Here is a 15576-nt window from a genome sequence, read left to right on the forward strand (position 1 = left end):
TCTGATAATACCTCGCATTGTCATTCCCGGGCCGGCTCTTTGCAATGCCGCAGGCCTGTGGACGATAAATGGCGCCCATGGATTTCAGCAGCTGACACGCGATAAGTGACGCGCCCCATCGCCGGGCTGACCAGCGCTTCACCTGGCGTAGGCGTACTCGCCGCCTTTTTCCAGGGCACGGCGGTAGGCGGGGCGGGTGTGGATGCGTTCGAGAAAGGCCATCAGGCGCGGGCGGCTGGCGTCCAGGCCGGCACGCGCGGCAGCGGCTTCCAGAGGAAAGCTCATCTGGATATCGGCGGCGCTGAACTGCTCGCCGGCGAACCAGGTGTTTTTGCCGAGTTCGCTTTCCAAGTAGTCCAAGTGCAGCTTGAGTTGCGGGGCAACGAAGGCGTTTTTGACCTTCTGCGCGATGCCGCGGGCGATGGGTTTGACGAAGAAGGGCATCGGGCTGCTTTGCACCTTGTCGAACACCAGCTTGAGCAGCAGCGGCGGCATGGCCGAGCCTTCGGCGTAGTGCAGCCAGTAATTGCAGCGCAGGCGCTCGGGGCTCTCGGCCGGTGGTAGCAGGTGCGCGCCATAACGGTTGGCGAGGTAGTCGATGATGGCGCCGGACTCGGCCACCGTCAGTTCGCCGTCGGTGACCACCGGCGACTTGCCCAGCGGATGCACGGCGCGCAGCTCGGGCGGGGCGAGCAGGGTTTTCGGGTCACGCTCGTAACGCTTGATCCGGTAGTCGACGCCCAGCTCTTCGAGCAGCCAGAGGATGCGCTGCGAGCGCGAGTTGTTCAGGTGGTGGACGGTGATCATCGAAACTCCTCGGGAAGGTTGGGCGACTGCCGCTCAGCGTAGACGCGAACCTGCAGCGCCGCCTAGCGCCTCAGGGCTTGAAGGCGCCGATGAAGATCGCCGGGTCGACCCGCGCATCGTTGAGGCTGACGTTCCAGTGCAGGTGCGGGCCGGTGGCGCGGCCTGTGGCGCCGACCTTGCCGAGTACGCCGCCGCGGGGCAGCTCGTCGCCGACCTTCACGCCGATCTCCGAGAGATGGCAGAACATGCTGATCAGGCCCTGGCCGTGGTCGACGAACACCGTCTTGCCATTGAAGAAGTAGTCGCCGACCAGGATCACCGTACCCGCCGCCGGCGCCTTGATCGGCGTGCCGCGGTTGGCCGCGAAGTCCAGCCCGGAATGCGGGTTGCGCTCTTCGCCGTTGAAGAAGCGGCGCAGGCCGAAGGGGCTCGACAATGGCCCGTTGACCGGCTTGTCGAATAACAGGTTGCTGGGCTGGCGCGGGCTGAATTGCCGGTAGGCGCGGGTCTGCTCGGCCAGTTCCTTCTCGATGCGCGCGAGGTTCTTGGCGTTGGGGTTTACCTGCTGCTGGTTCTTGATGGTGATGCGCTGCTCGACGTACTGCTTGCTGCCCACCTGGAAACTCAGGCGCTGGCCGGCGGATTCGATCTGCTGGGTACCGGGTTTGACGCTCAACGGAATACCGACGATGGCAATCCAGCGTTGCCCGTCCTCATGCACCACCAGCACCGGTTTGCCCTGATAGGTCGCGCTCGGCGCGCTGGCGCCACTGCCCAGGTCGACCACTGCCACACCACCGGGCACCGGCTTGTTCAACAGGCGACTGATAAAGCCCTCGGCGTGGGCGGGCAGGGCGAGGCACAGGGTGAGCAGCAACAGCACTAAACGCATGGGGTTTCCTTATCAGTCCAACAACGACAATGTGACGGGCGCGAGGTGATTGTCTTCGACGCGCACCTCCAGCTCGCCTTCGCCCAGGCGCGCCTTGAGGCGTTGCCCGGGCTGGGTGGCCGCCGCGCTGCGAATCGCCCGGCCGCGCTCATCGAGCAGAATGCTGTAGCCACGGCCCAGGGTCGCCAGCGGGCTGACCACGTGCAGCGTCTGCATCTGGCTGTGCAGTGCCAGGCGGCGGGCCTTGAGGCCTTCCTTCATGGCTCGGGGCAAGCGCTCGGCCAGGCTGTCGAGGCGCTGGCGCAGCAACTTGAGGTGGCGCCCGGGATGTTGACCGGCCAGGCGGGCTTCGAGTTGCGCCAGTTTGTGGCTGCGCCCATTGAGCTGCTGGGCGAAGGCGCGGCGCAGACGCATGTCCAGATCATCGAGACGCTGGGCCTGCTGGCGCAGCCGCTCGCCGGGGTGGCGCATGCGCCGGGTCAGGCCGTCCAGGCGCATGCGCTCGCGGGCCAGGCGGCTGTTCATCGCCAGGGTCAGGCGCCGTTGCAGCACGTTGACACGCTGGGTCAGGTCGTTGCTGTGCGGCGCCAATAGCTCAGCGGCGGCCGATGGCGTGGGCGCGCGCACGTCGGCGACGAAATCGCTGATCGACACATCGGTCTCATGGCCCACCGCGCTGACGATGGGCGTCACGCAGGCGGCCACGGCGCGGGCCACGGCTTCCTCGTTGAAGCACCAGAGGTCTTCCAGCGAGCCGCCGCCACGGGCCAGGATCAGCGCATCGAAACCCTGGGCATCGGCCAGCTTCAGGGCACGGACGATCTGCGCGGTGGCCTCGCGGCCCTGCACGGCGGTGGGAATCAGTCTCAGCTCGACCTGCGGGGCACGGCGGCGGAACACGCTGATGATGTCGCGGATCACCGCCCCGGTCGGCGAGCTGACGATGCCGATGCGCCGTGGGTGGGCGGGCAGGGCGCGTTTGCTTTCGGCGGCGAACAGGCCTTCGGCACCGAGCTTTTCCTTCAGCGCCTCGAAGGCCAGGCGCAGGGCGCCGTCGCCGGCGGGCTCGACCGCGTCGAGAATCAGCTGGTAATCGCCACGCCCCTCGAACAGCGAAACCTTGCCGCGCACCTTGACCGCCAGGCCGTCGCGTAGCGCCTGACGCACCCGCGCCGCGTTCTGCCGGAACAGCGCGCAGCGCACCTGGGCCTGGCTGTCCTTCAGGGTGAAGTAGATGTGCCCGGAGGCCGGGCGCGCCAGGTTGGAAATCTCACCCTCGACCCAGATGCCGCCGAAGACATCTTCGAGCAGCAGGCGCGCGCGGTTGTTGAGCTGGCTGACGCTGAGCACCTCGCGGTCGAGGTTCAGGCGTTGGAACGGGTCTTTGATCATGACCGGCATGATAAGCCGCAGCGCGCACGACGCGAAACTGCATGTCAGCAAATGAGCTGAGCGCTGCGGCGACTCGGCAGGGCGGAGGGCGCTGAGGTATCATCGGCATGCAAATGATAATCCTCTGCATAGCCGACCCTGCGCCTCGATGAATCCACTTTCCCCACTTGCCGCACCGCGCGTGCTGGTCGTCGATGATCACCGCAAGATTCGCGAGCCGCTGGCCGTCTACCTGCGCAAGCACGCCTTCGACGTGCGTACCGCGGAAAGTGCCGAGGGCATGTGGCAATTGCTCGAGGGTCAGCCGTTCGACGTAGTGGTGTTGGACGTGATGTTGCCCGATGGCGACGGTTTCGAGTTGTGCAGCCGTTTGCATCGGCGCAGCGGCATGCCGGTGATTCTGCTGACTGCCCGCGACACCGCCAGCGATCGTATTCGTGGCCTGGATCTGGGCGCGGACGATTACCTGACCAAACCCTTCGAGCCACGCGAGCTGGTGGCGCGCCTCAACAGCGTATTGCGCAGGCGCGGCCCGGTCGCGGCGCAGCCGCCGCGGGTCGAGCCTGCCGCGCAGGTACGCCATTACCGCTTCGCCGGCCTGGCGTTCGCCAGTGGTAGCGCCAGCCTCTGTGACAGCACCGGGCAAGTCACGCGCCTGAGTACCGCGCAGGGGCGCTTGCTGCAGGTGTTTCTCGAACATCCCAATCAGTTGTTGAGCCGTGCGCAACTGATCGACCTGAGCATGCGCGCGGACAGCGACGTGTTCGATCGCAGCATCGACCGCCAGGTCAGCCGCCTGCGTCGAAAGCTCATCGACATCTCTGGACGTGACGACCTGCTGCGCACCGTATGGGGTGGCGGCTACATGCTGGTAGCGGATGTCACGCCGGCATGAGGGTACTGGCGCGTTTGTGGCCGCAGCGACTGGTTCATCAACTGGCCGTGTTGCTGATCATCGCGCTGCTAGCGTCCCATGCCATTGCCGTACTGCTGTTGCAGCGCACCGGCGCACTGGTGCACCCGTTGTCTCGCGCCCAGGTGCTGGAGCGCTTGAGCACCGCGTATCACGGCGCCACGCAACTGAGCCCAGGCGATACCACACGGCTGCTGGCGGCCATGGGCGGCGCCGAGGCGCGTTTCTGGTTGGCCAATGACGCCGATGTGCAGCCGTTTTCGATGCACGCCGAAGAGCGCCGCCTGACCGACCAGTTTGCCGGGGAGCTGCGGCTGCCGGCGAGCGCGATCCACATGCAACTCGAACGTGTCGGTGGCGGCCCGGCCCGGGAGGATGTATTGAGCCCGGCCGGTTGGGAACCTCTGCGGCTGCGCAGCAGCATCAGGCTGCCTGGCGGGCGGTACCTGAACGCCTTGCAGCATCCGTCCGGGGCCTATGAGTGGAGTCGTCTCCTGGCTTACGCGTTGCCGGTCAGCATCGTGCCGATTCTGTTCATTCTGTTGTTCTTCATGGGCCGGGTAGTGCGGCCCTTCGGCGCCCTGGCTGCGGCTACCGAGCGCATCAGCCGGGGTGACCGGATCGCACCGCTGCCGCTGGCGGGGCCGCGCGAGGCGCAGGAGCTGAGCCAGGCATTCAACCGCATGCAGGAACGTGTCGCCCGCCACGTGGAAGGGCGTACGCGGATGCTGGCGGCGCTCAGCCATGATCTCAACACGCCGCTGACCGAACTGCGCCTGCAGCTCGAACTGCTCGATGACGGCCCACTGCGTGAGGACCTGCTGGAAAGCCTCGACGAGCTGCGCGCCATGGTCGCCGAGACGCTGGATTTCATCCGCGACGATGCGGTGCAGGAACCGACGCTGCGCCTGTGCCTGAACGACCTGCTGCACGACCTGGCGCAGCGTTATCGCACCCTCGATCAGCCCGTCGGCTGGCAGATCGCCGGAACGGTTTTCTGCCGCTGTCGGCCATTGGCTCTCAAGCGGGCGTTGACCAACCTGATCGACAACGCACTGCTGCATGGCGGCGATGCGCAGATTACCCTGCAGTGCCATTCATCCGGTGAGCTGTGCCTGGAGATTCTCGATCACGGGCCGGGCATCGATCCGGCGAAGCTGGAGCAGATGTTCGAGCCGTTCGCGCAATTGAGTGGTGAGCGGCGCGGCAAGGGCCTGGGCCTCGGGTTGGCCATCGCCCGTGCCTGCGTGCAGGCCCATGGCGGTGAACTGAGCCTGGAAAACCGCGCGCCTGCAGGCTTGTGCGCCGTGGTGCGGTTACCGGCAGAGCCTTGAGGCTCGGGCCATTTTACGCCCGCCGTATGCCGGGCAAGCGTCCATGGTTCGCTCCCGACGCCTGGCTCAGAGCCGGTTGATGATCTTCCCGCCCAGGTTCGTCGGACTTTGGTAGCTAAGTGGCAGGAGCGGCCATTGGTGGAGTATTTGTGGGAGCGGGCCATGCCCGCGATTTTTCGCGCGCATGGCGCGCTCCCACAGTGAATCGGCGAACGGCTGATTCTGCCTTGCAGCGATCTGTTCATCTCGCCTGAAAAAGATCGTGAACAGGTTCATAGAGCAGCACTAAACCCAGGGCCAGCTTGCGGGTGCCGCCGCCCTCAGCCCCCGTTCTCGGCCTTGAGAAAATCCACGAAGGCGCGCAGCGGCGAGGGCACGTGGCGGCGGTCGTTGTAGTACAGGTAGGGGCCGTCGAACGCTTGCCACCAGTCTTCCAGTACGGGCACCAGCGCGCCCTGCTCGAACAGCGCGCCGAGGTATTCCTCGAAGGTGTAGATGATGCCGACACCGGCCACGGCGGCGCCCACCTCCAGATCCTGTGAAGAGGACAACAGCGGCCCCTGGGGCGGCACGCGGACGATCTCGCCGTCCTTTTCCAGCTCCCAGACGCCCAGCTTGCCGCTTTCGAAACGGTGGCCGATCAGGCGGTGTTCGAGGAGATCGCGCGGGTGCCGGGGCATGCCATAACGCTCCAGATAAGCCGGTGATGCGCCGGCCACGAAACGCTGCCGGCGCGGCCCGATGGGCACGGCAATCATGTCCTTGGCCAGGCTTTCCTCGTAGCGCACGCCGGCATCGAAGCCGGTGGCGACCACGTCGATGAAGGTGTTGTCCATGGCCACTTCCACGCTCACGCCGGGGTAGCGCTCGAGAAAGGCGGGAATCAGGCGCGGCAGCACGAAGCGGGCGATGGGCACCGGCACGTTGAGGCGCAGGGTGCCGACCGGCTGTTTCGCCTCGTCGTCGAGGTCGCTGAAGGCCGCGCCAATTTCATCGAGGGCCGGGCGGAGTCGCTCCAGTAGGCGTGCACCCACTTCGGTGGGGTACACGCTGCGGGTGGTGCGGTTGAGCAGGCGCACGCCGAGATCGCTTTCCAGGCGGCGCACGCAATCGCTGATCGACGACGCCGGCATGCCGCGCTTCTGCGCCGCCACCCGGAAACCGCCGGCTTCGACCACGGCAGCGAACAGGGCGACGTCCGTCAGGTTGGGCTGGCGCATGGCGATGACTCTCGAACGGGATGTTCTGATCGTACGGCTGAGCGTACACAGCGTCCAGTTTTATACGGCTTATCGTGGCCTGCGCCCCGTTGAACAATGGTCCACGTCGACGGGCCGCGCTGTTGCGAGCCGTCGGAACTCCCACCGACGAGAGGACCGAACAATGCCAACCGCCATCGTATCAACCGACACCCTGGCCAGCCCCGGCGCCACTTGGCGCAAGTGGCTGGCGACCCTCAGCCTGACCCTGGGCTTCGCTCTCGAGGCGAACAGTGCCCCCGCCCAGCAAACCGCACCCAAGCCGGACTGGACCCTGGCCGATATGCCATCCCAGAGCGGGCGCATCTTCCTGGTTACCGGCGGCACCAGCGGCATGGGCTTCGAGGATGCCAAGGCGCTGGCCGCCGCTGGCGCCGAAGTGGTGATCGCCGCCCGCAATCCGCAGCGCGGCAGGGAGGCGATGGCGCGCATCAAGGAGGAAGTCCGCGGCGCCCAGGTGCAGTTCGAGGAAGTCGACCTGGCCGACCTGGCTTCGGTAAAAGCCCTCGGTGAGCGCCTCAATGCCAAACTGCCGCGCCTCGATGGGTTGATCAACAATGCCGCGGTCATGGCGCCGCCTCAGCGCAGAACCTCGGCCGACGGCCATGAGCTTCAGCTGGCCACCAATTACCTGGGCCATTTCGCGCTGACCGGCCACGTGCTGCCGCTGCTGCGCAAGAGCACTGCGCCACGAGTGGTCACGCTGTCGAGCATCGCGGTGTTGCGTGGCAACATCGACTTCGATGACCTGCAGTCCGAGCGGGCCTACAACCCCTACGCTTCCTATGCGCAGTCCAAGCTGGCGACCCTGATGTTCGCCTTCGAGCTGCAGCGGCGCAGTGAGCAGCAGGGCTGGGGCATCCAGAGCATCGCCGCGCACCCCGGCGTGGCCGTGACCGAGCTGATTGCCCGTGGGCCAGGGCTGGACAGCGAATTCGGCCGCAACTGGGCCAAGGATCGCGACGAGTACCACTCCGCTGCCCAGGGCGCACTGCCGACGCTGTATGCCGCCACCGCCGGTCAGGCCCAGGGCGGTGCCTATTACGGGCCGACCGGCGAAGACGAAAAACGCGGGCCGCTGGGCCTCGCCACGGTGCCGGCGGTTGCTCAGGATGCCGAGGCCGCCGCACGCTTGTGGACGATGGCCGAGCAACTGACCGGCGTCACCTACCGCTGACAAACTGCCAGGAGCGCCCATCATGTTTCCCACCGTTCTGGTGCGGCGCCTTGGCGTCGCCATCAACGCCGAGCGCCACGAGCTGGGGCCGGCACTGGCCGGGTTCGCGTTGTTCTTCTGCCTGTTCTCCGGCTATTTCATGCTGCGGCCCATTCGCGAATCGATGGGCATCATGGCCGGGGTGGAGAACCTGCAATGGCTGTTCACCGCCACCTTCGTGGTGATGCTGGTGGCCGTGCCGTTGTTCGCCTGGCTCAGCTCGCGGGTGCCGCGCATCCATTTCGTCGACTGGGTGTACGGCTTCTTCTGCCTGAACCTGCTGGCCTTTGCCGTGCTGTTTCAGCTCAGTGACGACAGCGTCTGGCTGGCGCGGGTGTTCTACGTGTGGATCTCGGTCTACAACCTGTTCGTGGTCTCGGTGGCGTGGAACCTGATGGCCGACGTGTTCGACAGTCAGCAGGCCAAGCGGCTGTTCGCCTTCATCGCCGCCGGTGCCAGTGTCGGCGGCCTGGTCGGGCCGGCCATGAGCGCGTTGCTGGTCGGCGTTGTCGGCGAAAGCGGCCTGGCGCTGCTGGCTGGCGTGCTGCTGGGTATCGCCCTGGCCCTCAAGGCGCCGCTGATGCGCTGGCGGGAAGTCGGCGGCGCGGGCCGCCCAGGCGCCGCGAAGGCCGAGAGTTTACGCAAGCCGGTGGCCGGCAACCCGTTCAGCGGCCTGACGCGGGTGCTGCAATCGCGCTATCTGTTGGCCATCGCCGGGTTCGTGGTGCTGCTCGCCACGGTGACCACCTTTTTGTATTTCGAGCAGGCGCGCCTGGTGGCCGAGCGCTTTCCGGATCGCGATGCGCAGATCCGCGTGTTCGGCATCATCGATGTGATCGTGCAGGCCGGCGCCTTGCTGTCGCAGCTGTTCATCACCGGACGCCTGGCCCAGAAGCTGGGCGTGCGGGTGCTACTGGCCATCGTGCCGCTGCTGGTCTGCGTAGGTTTCATCGGCCTCGCCCTGGCGCCGACCTTCGCCATGCTGGCGGCGCTGATGATCGTGCGGCGTATCGGCGAATACGCCTTCGTGCGGCCCGGCCGGGAAATGCTCTTCGCCCCGCTGGACGCGCAGAGCAAGTACAAGGCGAAGAACTTCATCGACACCGTGATCTACCGCGCCGGCGATGCGCTCAGCGGCTGGGTGAAGAGCTTTCTCGATCTGCTCGGCCAGGGTGCCGTACTGGTGGCGCTGGTGGGTGCGGGCTGCGCCTTGGTCTGGGGCGCGCTAGGCTGGTACCTGGGCAGGCAGGCCGACGAGATGAGCAGGTGCGCCACGCCGGAGGCGAAAGAGGGCACGAGGGTGGCGCTTGCCAGCAGCTAGTGTTGCAGTACTCAAGCGTTCCTGCGCGGCGCTCCGTAGCCTGGCGTAGCGCGCAGCGAAACCCGGGAAGCGATCTCCACGAGATACAGGCCGCCTGACCGATCGCTCCCTGCACATCGCTGCGCTCAGTGACAGGCTACGGTCTGCGCTGCACGCCATTGCGTAGCCTGGCGTAGAGCGCAGCGAAACCCAGGAGACGATTGCCGTCCCGACACTTCGGATCAGAAGTCCAGCGAGGCGCCCAGCCAGTAAGTGCGGCCGTAATTGACCGTGCCGTCGTCCTCGTCATTCAGGCGCTTGTTGCCCAGGTTGTAGATGGCCGAGTTGAGCGTCAGCGATTCGGTCAGCTTGTACGAGCCGCCGATATCGGCAGTGGTATAGGTGCGGGACGATTGGCCGGTCAGCGTGGCGCCGTACTCTTCGCCGTTGTAATGGGTCGCGGCCCAGGCAAGGGCTCGGTCAGTGATGTCCCAGTCGGCGCGCAGGCTCGCCTTGCGCTTGGGCGTCAACGACAGAGGCCGGCCCTTGTCGGCGCCGCTCTTCTGCTCGGAATCCAGGTAGGTGAAGTTACCCTTGATCGCGAGGTTGCTCAGTGCCTGCCAGTTACCGCTCAACTCCAGGCCGCGAATCACCGCCTTGTCGACGTTGACTCGCTCCATCACGGTCAGGCCCTGCCACTGCTCGGTGGTGGTGACGGTGGACAGCTTGTCCTTGAAGTCGTTGTAGAACAGGGTGGCGCCGGCCGACAGGTCGTCACGGTTCGACCACATCGCGCTCAGCTCGTAGTTGGTGCTGCTCTCGGGCTTGAGGTTCGAGTTGCCGAATTGCACGAAGCGGTTGCGGCGCACCACCGCGTAATCGTCGATCACTGCGCGCAGTTCCGGTGCCTTGAAGCCACGGGCCACGCCGCCTTTCAGCGTCCATTCGTTGGTCAGGTGCCATACGCCATAGACACGAGGGTTTACGTGGCTGCCGTACTGCTCGTGGTGGTCCAGACGCATGCCGGTGGTCAGGGCGAAATCGTCGGTGATCGACCATTCGTCTTCGGCGAACAGGGCTTTCTGCACCACCGAGTATTCCTCGTTCTCGCGCTCGCGAGCGGTGCCGCGGTTGGCCTGGTTCCAATCGGTCAAGGTGGCTTCGTTCCACTGCACGCCGGCGGTGGTGACGTGGTAGTCGGTCGGGATCACCAGCTTGCCGTCCAGCACGCGGTTGCGGATCTCCGGCTTGCGCCCGAACACATCGGCCTGCGCCGGTGTGGCCTTGCCTTCGCGGCTGGTTGTCTCCTCGGCGAACGACAGCGTCGAGTCGGCCCAGCCCCAGCGACCCTCGTGGGTCAGCGACCAGTGATCGCGGTTGTTTTTCTGCTCCCGGGTCGACCAGTTGGCGCTCAGGCCGTCGCCGTTCCTCAGGCGCGAGGCGCCCGCTTCGAGCAGGAAGTCGTGGTTCTCGGACGGCGTCAGGGCCAGGCGCGCGGTCAGGCTCTTGTTGTCGGACTTGGCGAAACCTTCGTTGGTTTCGACGTCGTCATCGGCCTGGCGGTCGAGGTAGTTGCCCCATACCTGCAGGCCCAGCACTTCGTTGACCAGCGGGCCGTTGAGATAGAACTGGGTATTGCGGGCATTGCCCTGATCGCTGTTCGGGCGCGCCGAATAGTCGTAGGACACATTGCCGCCCCACTCGGGTGATACCTTGCGGGTGATGATGTTGATCACGCCCCCAATGGCATCGGAGCCGTACAGCGAAGACATCGGTCCGCGCACCACCTCGATACGTTCGATGGCCGCAGCCGGTGGTACGAAGCTCTGCTCGTAACCACGGTTGCCATTGACCCGCGAATCGCGCCCGCTCTGGCGTTTGCCGTCGACCAGAATCAACGTGTAGTCGCCCGGCATGCCACGGATCTGGATGTCGGTTTCGTTGGCACCCCCGTTGACCACCACGCCTTCCACATCACGCACGGCATCGGCAAGGTTCTGCACCGAGCGCTTGCGCAGGTCGTCACCGCTGATCACCGTGACCGACGCCGGTGCGTCTTCCAGATTCTGGGCGAAGCCGGAGGCGGTCACCACCATATCGTCCAGCTGCAGAGGCTCGGCATGGGCGAGGGTGCTGCCGGTTGCCAGACAAAACGTTGCCAGGCGAGCCAGCGTGCCGACAAGGCGGCGAGAGAAGGGCGCGTGCATGGAATGTTCCTTACGAATCGTTTGCAGGCGCGAATCGTATGCATCCATGGGCGCGAAGGTTGGACAAAGTAAGACAGTGTGGTCGCTTGACGGGGGAACTTTGAGCGGTTCGGGCGCAGCGCCATCGCCTATCGACTGTTTACCAGCCGAAACTAACGAGTAGGGTGGATGACGCTCTTTTCATCCACCATGGCTATAAATAATTTCGGAAAACTGTCCTTGTCTCGTAGTGTTTGAGGATCGATGGACAAGCTTCGCATTGTGCATGCTACTTGCGGCCTTTAACGCTGCTTCAGGCCATTCCACACATACCGCTCCCCACCCTCGAAATAACTCCATTCACCATAAAACGCCGTGAAGCGGTCCGAAGTTGATCTCGAGATGGCCGTAGCCGTATTTGTCTATCCACACGCACTTCAAGAGCCGGCTGCGCAGGCGCTTGCAATCCTTCGGGCGGCCTTTGGTTTCGCCATTCTGTTCAGTCAGCACACAGGTGCCCGACAGGGTGTGTTTGCCGCTCCAGCGCAGGGAGGTGACGACCTTGTCCAGCTTGCCGGTGTTTTCGATCTGGCCCACATGGTCGCCTGCCATGTTCGGGGTGGCGGCGATAGCGAAAGCTGGGCAGCAGGTGATGAGCAGCGCTAGATGTGCGGTCGGTCATCGGCGGAGTATTTGTGGGAGCGGGCGGGGACACCTAGGGTCTGTTCCCGTTTCAGCGCGAGCCGCGTTGCCGCGAGAAATGGCCTCCGGTTAGGCGCAGGACGCAGGGAATGGACTAGCCGTCCGCGTTTTCCCTTGCCAAGTCCTGCAACGACAGCGGAGGCCATTTCCCGCGCAACCTAGGCGGCCCCACCCGAAGGGCCGGGCCAGTTTTTGTGCGATGCGGCGTTACTCGATGGCTCATTTGGCCCGCCAAACTTCGCATCTGTGTGCCCCACATGGATGTGGGAAATGCCGCAAGCCCGCCTGGAGCGGGCGCGGTCCTTGCCTCGCACAAAAACTGGCTCCGGCGCGGCCGTGCGTGAAACGGGAACAGACCCTAGTCCATGCCCGCGATTTTTCGCCCGCATGGCGCGCTCCCACAGTGGATCGGGGACGGCCGCTTCTGCCTTGCAGTCGCGGCTTCGTGCGCATACAAAATTTTGAACAGGCTCTCACAGCTCAGATCCGATTTGAGCGTTTGGCGTTTCGGTAGCGGCTCAAGGTCCATCAACGCCTGGTTGGGGCTGGCAAGACACTACTCGGCTTGTGCCGGCCATATCCATCGCGCCAATACAAGAACGCCCACTGGGTCAGGCGACGCAGTGGGCGTTTTGATACAAGGGGCTTAAACCCGCTCGGCCCACATATCGTATTCATCGGCATCGACGATACGCACACGCACCTTGTCGCCCGGCTGGAAGTCGGTGCCTTCGATGAACACGCTGCCGTCGATTTCCGGGGCGTCGGCCCAGGAGCGGGCGACGGCGCCCTGGTCGTCGACTTCGTCGATCAGCACGTCCATTTCGCGGCCGATCTTCAGTTGCAGGCGGGCGGTGCTGATGGCTTGCTGGTGGGCCATGAAGCGGTCCCAGCGATCCTGTTTGACGTCATCAGGGACGATGTCCACATCCAGGTCGTTGGCGGGTGCGCCTTCGACAGGCGAGTACTGGAAGCAGCCGACGCGGTCGAGCTGGGCTTCGGTCAGCCAGTCGAGCAGGTACTGGAAGTCTTCCTCGGTTTCGCCGGGGAAGCCGACGATGAAGGTCGAGCGGATGGTCAGGTCCGGGCACTGCTCGCGCCAGGATTTGATGCGCGCCAGGGTGCGGTCTTCGAAGGCCGGGCGCTTCATCAGCTTGAGGACGCGCGGGCTGGCGTGCTGGAACGGGATGTCCAGGTACGGCAGCAGCTTGCCGGCGGCCATCAGCGGGATCACGTCGTCGACGTTGGGGTAGGGGTACACGTAGTGCAGGCGTACCCATACGCCCATGCTGGAGAGCGCTTCGCAGAGCTCTTTCATGCGCGTCTTGACCGGCTGCCCGTTCCAGAAATCGGTCTTGTACTTGAGGTCGACACCGTAGGCACTGGTGTCCTGGCTGATCACCAGCAGTTCCTTGACCCCGGCCTTGACCAGGCGCTCGGCTTCGCTGAGCACGTCACCGACCGGGCGGCTGACCAGCTTGCCGCGCATCGAGGGGATGATGCAGAAGCTGCAGCTGTGGTTGCAGCCTTCGGAAATCTTCAGGTAGGCGTAGTGGCGCGGGGTCAGCTTGACGCCTTGCGGCGGGATCAGGTCGACCAGCGGGTTGTGATCCTGGCGCGGCGGCACCACTTCGTGCACGGCGTTGACCACCTGCTCGTACTGCTGCGGGCCGGTGACCGACAGCACGCTGGGGTGCACGTCACGGATGTTGCCTTCCTCGACGCCCATGCAGCCGGTGACGATGACCTTGCCGTTTTCCTTGATGGCCTCGCCAATCACTTCCAGGGACTCGGCTTTGGCGCTGTCGATAAAGCCGCAGGTGTTGACCACCACCACGTCGGCGTCCTGGTAGGTCGGCACCACTTCATAACCTTCCATGCGCAGTTGGGTCAGGATGCGTTCGGAGTCCACCAGAGCTTTCGGGCAGCCAAGGGAAACGAACCCAACTTTGGGGGTGGCGGTGGTGGTCATGCAGGTGAACCTCAGGGCTAAGACGGGCCGGGCGCTTTGCGCGCCTCTGGTCAAAAAGTGCGCAATTCTAGCGGCGTGTGAGGCACTTTTCCAGCACTGCCGACAGGATGTGGTGGCGGGCTGCGCCCATCGCTCTGAAAGATGCTGTTGCAGACTCCGCCCATCCGCCGTGCCAGGGCCTGTTAGCGTGCCCGAGCGACCGGCGAGCACCGCCGCGCATCCCTATAACAATGACAAAAGGGCTACCCGATGTTTTCACGGATCACGCTGCTGAGCGTCAATCTGGTTCAGCGCTTCCTGCCTTCTCCCTTCGTATTCGCCATGCTGCTGACCCTCGTGGTGCTGGCGCTGGGCATCTTCGCCACCGGCCAGAGCCTGCCGCAGATGGCCCAGCACTGGGGCGGCGGTTTCTGGAACCTGTTGACCTTCACCATGCAGATGGCGCTGGTGCTGGTTACCGGTCATGCCCTGGCCAATGCGCCACCGGTGGCCCGGCTGCTGGATCGCCTGGCGCGCATTCCCAGCACCCCAGGGCAAGCGATCGTGTTCGTCACCCTGGTGGCGATGGCCGCATCCTGGGTCAACTGGGGTTTCGGCCTGGTGGTCGGCGCCGTATTCGCGCGAGCGCTGGCGCGGCAGGTTCAGGGCGTGCATTACCCATTATTGGTGGCGGCTGCCTATTCGGGCTTTCTGGTCTGGCATGGCGGCCTGTCGGGCTCGGTGCCGTTGTCCCTGGCCACCGGTGGTGCGGATTTGCAACGTATCAGCGGCGGCGTGCTGACCGCTGCCATTGGCGTCGAGCACACGTTGTTCACCACCCTCAACCTGACCATCATCGCCTTGCTGGTAATCGGCGCGCCGCTGCTCAACCGGGCGATGATGCCGCGCACGCCCACGGTGGCCGCGCCCGAGTTGTTGATCGACCCACCAGCGCCGGTCATTCCTCGCGACACCGGCGCCCAACGCCTGGACGACAGCCGCATCCTCGGCCTGCTGATCGTCGCCCTGGCGGCCATCTACTTCGTCTACCACTTCGCCAGCAACGGCTTCGGGCTGACCCTGAACCTGGTGATCGGCATGTTCCTGTTCGCCGGCTTGTTGCTGCATGGCTCGCCGGAGCGCTACGGGCGGGCGGTTCAGGACAGCGTCGGTGGCATCAGCGGGATCATCATCCAGTTCCCGTTCTACGCCGGGATCATGGGCATGATGGTCGGTGCCAACGCCGAGGGGCAGACGCTCGGCAAGCTGATCAGCGACCTGTTCATCGACTGGTCATCGGCCGAGACCTTTCCGCTGCTGACCTTCCTCAGTGCCGGGCTCTTGAACATGTTCATCCCGTCGGGCGGCGGCCAGTGGGCGGTGCAGGGACCGATCATGCTGCCGGCCGGTGAGGTGCTTGGCGTGGCGCCGGAGATCACCGCCATGGCGATTGCCTGGGGCGACGCCTGGACCAACATGATCCAGCCGTTCTGGGCGCTGCCGCTGCTGGCCATTGCCGGCCTGGGCGCGCGGGACATCATGGGCTACTGCCTGATCATGCTGCTGTATTCAGGCGTGGTGATTGGCGGGGCGTTCTACTTTCTGGTGTGAGCGAGGCGTGCTG

The 15576-nt window shown here is 65.0% G+C and carries 13 protein-coding genes; 5 read left to right on the forward strand and 8 right to left on the reverse strand.

What is annotated here, in order from left to right:
• Positions 1 to 138: 138 nt before the first annotated feature.
• The 3 genes from BVH03_RS12305 to xseA all read right to left on the reverse strand — a co-directional run bounded on the left by BVH03_RS12305 (position 139) and on the right by xseA (position 3091).
• Positions 139 to 807: a glutathione S-transferase gene (locus BVH03_RS12305; RefSeq protein ID WP_075961429.1), complete on the reverse strand. Its 669-nt coding sequence runs from the start codon at positions 805 to 807 to the stop codon at positions 139 to 141.
• A 70-nt stretch (positions 808 to 877) separates the two neighbouring features.
• Positions 878 to 1699 (reverse strand): M23 family metallopeptidase, encoded by an 822-nt coding sequence (locus BVH03_RS12310; protein WP_075961430.1) that lies wholly within the window; start codon positions 1697 to 1699, stop codon positions 878 to 880.
• A 12-nt stretch (positions 1700 to 1711) separates the two neighbouring features.
• The gene (gene xseA, locus BVH03_RS12315; protein WP_075961486.1) at positions 1712 to 3091 is read right to left on the reverse strand and encodes an exodeoxyribonuclease VII large subunit; all 1380 of its coding nucleotides are present in this window, start codon (positions 3089 to 3091) and stop codon (positions 1712 to 1714) included.
• A gap of 148 nt (positions 3092 to 3239) precedes the next feature.
• Here xseA and BVH03_RS12320 point away from each other — a divergent pair, with 148 nt between their 5' ends.
• Together BVH03_RS12320 and BVH03_RS12325 are read left to right on the forward strand one after the other, a co-directional pair.
• The gene (locus BVH03_RS12320) at positions 3240 to 3986 is read left to right on the forward strand and encodes a response regulator transcription factor (RefSeq protein WP_075961431.1); all 747 of its coding nucleotides are present in this window, start codon (positions 3240 to 3242) and stop codon (positions 3984 to 3986) included.
• A 29-nt stretch (positions 3987 to 4015) separates the two neighbouring features.
• On the forward strand, positions 4016 to 5338 hold the full coding sequence (locus tag BVH03_RS12325; RefSeq protein WP_143485953.1) for an ATP-binding protein: 1323 nt from the start codon (positions 4016 to 4018) through the stop codon (positions 5336 to 5338).
• 66 nt (positions 5339 to 5404) lie between these two features.
• On the opposite strand, the gene BVH03_RS12330 is transcribed toward BVH03_RS12325, so the two are convergent.
• Both BVH03_RS12330 and BVH03_RS12335 read right to left on the reverse strand, forming a co-directional pair.
• Positions 5405 to 5614: a hypothetical protein gene (locus tag BVH03_RS12330; protein WP_075961433.1), complete on the reverse strand. Its 210-nt coding sequence runs from the start codon at positions 5612 to 5614 to the stop codon at positions 5405 to 5407.
• A gap of 44 nt (positions 5615 to 5658) precedes the next feature.
• A complete protein-coding gene (locus tag BVH03_RS12335) occupies positions 5659 to 6558 on the reverse strand; it encodes a LysR family transcriptional regulator (RefSeq protein ID WP_075961434.1) in 900 nt (299 codons plus the stop codon).
• Positions 6559 to 6721: 163 nt separating this feature from the next.
• Between BVH03_RS12335 and BVH03_RS12340 the strand changes: the two genes are divergently transcribed.
• Together BVH03_RS12340 and BVH03_RS12345 are read left to right on the forward strand one after the other, a co-directional pair.
• Entirely contained in the window at positions 6722 to 7774 is a 1053-nt protein-coding gene (locus BVH03_RS12340; RefSeq protein WP_143485951.1) for an SDR family oxidoreductase, read from the forward strand.
• A 22-nt stretch (positions 7775 to 7796) separates the two neighbouring features.
• Complete coding sequence (locus BVH03_RS12345) at positions 7797 to 9134, forward strand: NTP/NDP exchange transporter (protein ID WP_075961435.1); 1338 nt, start codon at positions 7797 to 7799, stop codon at positions 9132 to 9134.
• Positions 9135 to 9355: 221 nt separating this feature from the next.
• Here BVH03_RS12345 and BVH03_RS12350 read toward each other — a convergent pair whose 3' ends face one another.
• From BVH03_RS12350 to rimO, 3 genes are all read right to left on the reverse strand, one after another.
• Positions 9356 to 11320, reverse strand: coding sequence for a TonB-dependent receptor domain-containing protein (locus BVH03_RS12350; protein ID WP_075961436.1), 1965 nt, complete (start codon positions 11318 to 11320; stop codon positions 9356 to 9358).
• A gap of 339 nt (positions 11321 to 11659) precedes the next feature.
• A complete protein-coding gene (locus BVH03_RS12355) occupies positions 11660 to 11896 on the reverse strand; it encodes a hypothetical protein (protein ID WP_075961437.1) in 237 nt (78 codons plus the stop codon).
• A 751-nt stretch (positions 11897 to 12647) separates the two neighbouring features.
• Entirely contained in the window at positions 12648 to 13973 is a 1326-nt protein-coding gene (gene rimO / locus BVH03_RS12360) for a 30S ribosomal protein S12 methylthiotransferase RimO (protein ID WP_027905637.1), read from the reverse strand.
• Positions 13974 to 14222: 249 nt separating this feature from the next.
• Here rimO and BVH03_RS12365 point away from each other — a divergent pair, with 249 nt between their 5' ends.
• Entirely contained in the window at positions 14223 to 15563 is a 1341-nt protein-coding gene (locus tag BVH03_RS12365) for a short-chain fatty acid transporter (RefSeq protein WP_075961438.1), read from the forward strand.
• The last annotated feature ends 13 nt before the right edge of the window (positions 15564 to 15576 follow it).

Origin of the sequence: Pseudomonas sp. PA15(2017), from assembly GCF_001945395.1 — a bacterium.
In the GTDB taxonomy this organism is placed as follows: domain Bacteria; phylum Pseudomonadota; class Gammaproteobacteria; order Pseudomonadales; family Pseudomonadaceae; genus Aquipseudomonas.